This is a genomic window from Lactobacillus sp. (assembly GCF_051873315.1).
GTDB lineage: Bacteria > Bacillota > Bacilli > Lactobacillales > Lactobacillaceae > Lactobacillus.
This window is the reverse complement of sequence record NZ_JBJEES010000034.1, coordinates 1-3,240: the sequence shown is the minus strand read 5'-3', so window position 1 is coordinate 3,240 and position 3,240 is coordinate 1. Positions and strand designations below refer to the sequence as shown.

General features: G+C 49.7%; 3 protein-coding genes. 1 reads left to right on the top strand and 2 read right to left on the bottom strand.

Features of this window, described 5'->3' with window-relative positions; all coding sequences use genetic code 11:
* Both argH and ACI32D_RS01610 read right to left on the bottom strand, forming a co-directional pair.
* On the bottom strand, window positions 1–1,006 hold a 1,006-nt coding region (gene argH, locus ACI32D_RS01615; protein ID WP_439774917.1), incomplete at its 3' end, for an argininosuccinate lyase.
* Between the two features lie 35 nt (window positions 1,007–1,041).
* Window positions 1,042–2,268: an argininosuccinate synthase gene (locus ACI32D_RS01610; RefSeq protein WP_439774916.1), complete on the bottom strand. Its 1,227-nt coding sequence runs from the start codon at window positions 2,266–2,268 to the stop codon at window positions 1,042–1,044.
* 567 nt (window positions 2,269–2,835) lie between these two features.
* Here ACI32D_RS01610 and ACI32D_RS01605 point away from each other — a divergent pair.
* A partial coding sequence (locus tag ACI32D_RS01605) for a LysR family transcriptional regulator (RefSeq protein ID WP_439774915.1) occupies window positions 2,836–3,240 on the top strand: 405 nt, incomplete at its 3' end.

Sequence of the window (3,240 nt, the reverse complement as noted above, 5' to 3'; positions counted from 1 at the left end):
CAACATTGTCGATGGCGTCAAACAAGGCCTCCTTGTCTTCCTGCATGTCCTTGTTATAGGCCAGGGGCAGTCCCTTCAAGGTCGTCAAAATTGCCATCAAATCCCCGTAGACCCGGCCGGTCTTCCCCCGGGCCAGTTCGGCCATGTCAGGATTTTTCTTCTGCGGCATGATGGAAGAGCCAGTCGTATAAGCATCCGCCAGGCGGACAAAGTGGAATTCCCAAGATGACCACAAGATCAGCTCTTCACTTAAGCGGGACAGGTGCATCATCACCAGCGCCAGGTCGCTTAAGTCTTCAACCACGTGGTCTCGGTCACTTACCCCATCTAAACTATTGGCTACCGGAGCCTTAAAGCCCAAAAGTTCCGCCTCATAAACCCGGTCGATCGGGTAAGTCGTCCCGGCCAAAGCGCAGCTGCCGATTGGCGAATAGTTCATCCGCTCTTCCATCTGCCCCAATCGGTCCAGATCCCGCATAAACATGTAGGCATAAGCCATCAGCTGGTGACCAAAAGTGACCGGCTGGGCCCGCTGCAGGTGGGTGTAGCCAGGCATGAGGCTAGCCTTGTACTTTTCCGCCTGGTCGCAAAGAGCCGCTACCAAGTCTTTTAAGAGCTGCTTGATCTGCCCGTTTCCTTCCCGCATGTACAAGCGGATATCCAGGGCTACCTGATCGTTTCTTGACCGGGCCGTGTGCAGCATCTTCCCGTCCTGGCCAATCCGGTCAGTCAGGGTTTCTTCAATAAACATATGAATGTCTTCAGCGGCCGGGTCAATTTCCAGCTTGCCGCTATTTAAGTCAGCTAAGATGCCCTCCAAGCCGGCAATGATTTTCTCACTTTCTTCTTTAGGAATAATCCCCTGCTTGGCCAGCATCTTGGCATGGGCAATGGAGCCGGCAATATCTTCTGGATACATTCTTTGGTCAAAACGGATCGATGAGTTGAAGTCGTCCGCGATCTGGTCAGTCTTACCGGAAGTTCTGCCGGCCCACATCTTTTTCATATCACAATCACCTAATCTAAAAAACTTGTCCCGTCTTACTTCTTCTTAGCGTCCAGCTTTGCTTGCACCTGGATTGGCAGACCGAAGAGGTTGATAAAGCCTGCAGCTTCCGCCTGGTCGTAGTCGGATTCGTCAAAAGTTGCCAGCTCAGTTGAATAAAGGCTGTTTGGCGAAGTTACCCCGGCCTTGATGATATTGCCCTTGTAGAGCTTCAATTTGACCGTCCCGGTCACGCACTCCTGGGTCTTGTCGACAAAAGCAGCCAGTGCTTCTCTTAATGGAGTGAACCATTGCCCGTCATAAACCAGTTCCCCGTAAGTAATAGCCAGTTCTGACTTCTTGTGCTGAACCTGCTTGTCCAGGGTGATGGTTTCCAGGTATTCATGGGCAAAGTAAAGAATGCTGCCGCCTGGAGTTTCATAGACCCCTCTTGACTTCATCCCAACCAAACGGTTTTCAACCAAGTCCAAAAGGCCAATCCCATTTTCTCCGCCGACCTTGTTCAGCTTCTCCAGCATTTCCATCAAGGGCATTTCCTGCCCGTCTAAGGCAACCGGCACGCCTTTTTCAAAGTCCAGCTGCAGGTAAGTTGGCTTGTCCGGGGCGTCAAGCGGTGACACGCCCATTTCCAAAAAGCCCGGCTTTTCATAAGTTGGCTCAAGACTTGGGTCTTCCAGGTCCAGCCCTTCATGGCTTAAGTGCCAGAGGTTCTTGTCCTTAGAATAGTTGGTTTCCTTGCTGATCCGCAAAGGAACATGGTGAGCGGCGGCGTAGTCGATTTCATCTTCTCTTGAGACCAGGTCCCATTCCCGCCAAGGAGCAATGATCGGCATGTCCGGGGCAAAGTGCTTGATCCCTAATTCAAAACGCACCTGGTCGTTGCCCTTCCCGGTTGCCCCGTGGGCAATCGCGTCGGCCCCTTCCTTAATGGCTACTTCCGCCAAAGCCTTGGCGATCAAAGGACGGGCGTTGGCCGTCCCCAGCAGGTAGCCTTCGTACTTGGCGTCTGCCTTCAGACATGGCAGCAGATAATCGTTGACATACTCTTCTTCCAAGTTGGCCACAACCAATTTAGCTGCCCCGGAGTTCTTGGCCTTTTCTTCCAGCCCTTCCAGTTCATCGCCCTGGCCGACGTTGGCGGAAACCGCGATGATTTCCGGATTGTTGTAGTTTTCCTTCAGCCAGGGAATGATTACGGAAGTGTCCAAGCCGCCGCTGTATGCCAATACGATTTTCTTGATCTTGCTCTTGTCGATGTTCATTAATATTCTCTCCTGTAAAATTCTAACTTGCTTTTAATCTGATTCGTTAATGCGCCTCATTTTTATCACCTTTTCTAGCAAAAAAAACCGCCCTTTTGCTAATTGCAAAAGGACGACTTGCTCGCGGTACCACCTTTAATTCCCAGCCAAATCCGGCTGGACCCTCTTGATTCTTAACGCGAATCAAACGATGGCCGCTTCTCGGTCATATTCCCGGCTGCGTTCCCCGCGCTGGCTCTGTTTCCTTTCAACTACGAAACTCGCTTGAAGAGTCAGGGGAGCAGGTACTACTTCCTTCGCTTAACTTGTTGAAATTAATTCTAACAGGTCTCTCATATTATGCAAGACCTTTTTACAAACTTTTTTGAATTTTTCTGCAAAAATCTACATGAAGCGCTTGCTGTTTTCATGCAAAAGCCCGCCCTTATCGCCTTTGTCCAGAATTGATTATATTTTTGAAATAATTAATCAATTTTTTTGCTGATTCTTTGACTTGAGCTAAATAATGGGGTATTCTGTGCTCATAAAGCGAACTAGCAAAATTAATCAGAAAGACTAATACTATCCATGAATACCGATAAAATCAAAATTTTCCTTGATTTGGCGGAAAGCTTGAATTTCTCGCGGACTGCCCAAAACATGAATATTACCCAGTCGGCTGTTTCCCAGTCAATTTCTTCATTAGAGCGCTATCTAAATGTCAAGCTCTTCTACCGCAGCCGCAAAGAAGTCAATTTAACCCCGGCCGGTGAGCTCTTTTACCAGGGGATGCAGCCGGTCATCACCCAGTTCAACAAGGCCGTCACCCACGCCCGGGAAGTAGCCCAGTCAGTCAATACCATGCTCACCATCGGATTTGCCGGGTCCGGCTATGACCGCTATGTCATTGGCGAGTTGATCCAGGAATACAGGAAGGTTAGGCCTGAGGTCAAGATCTTCTTGGAAAATTACGACCACCGGACTATGGTCGCC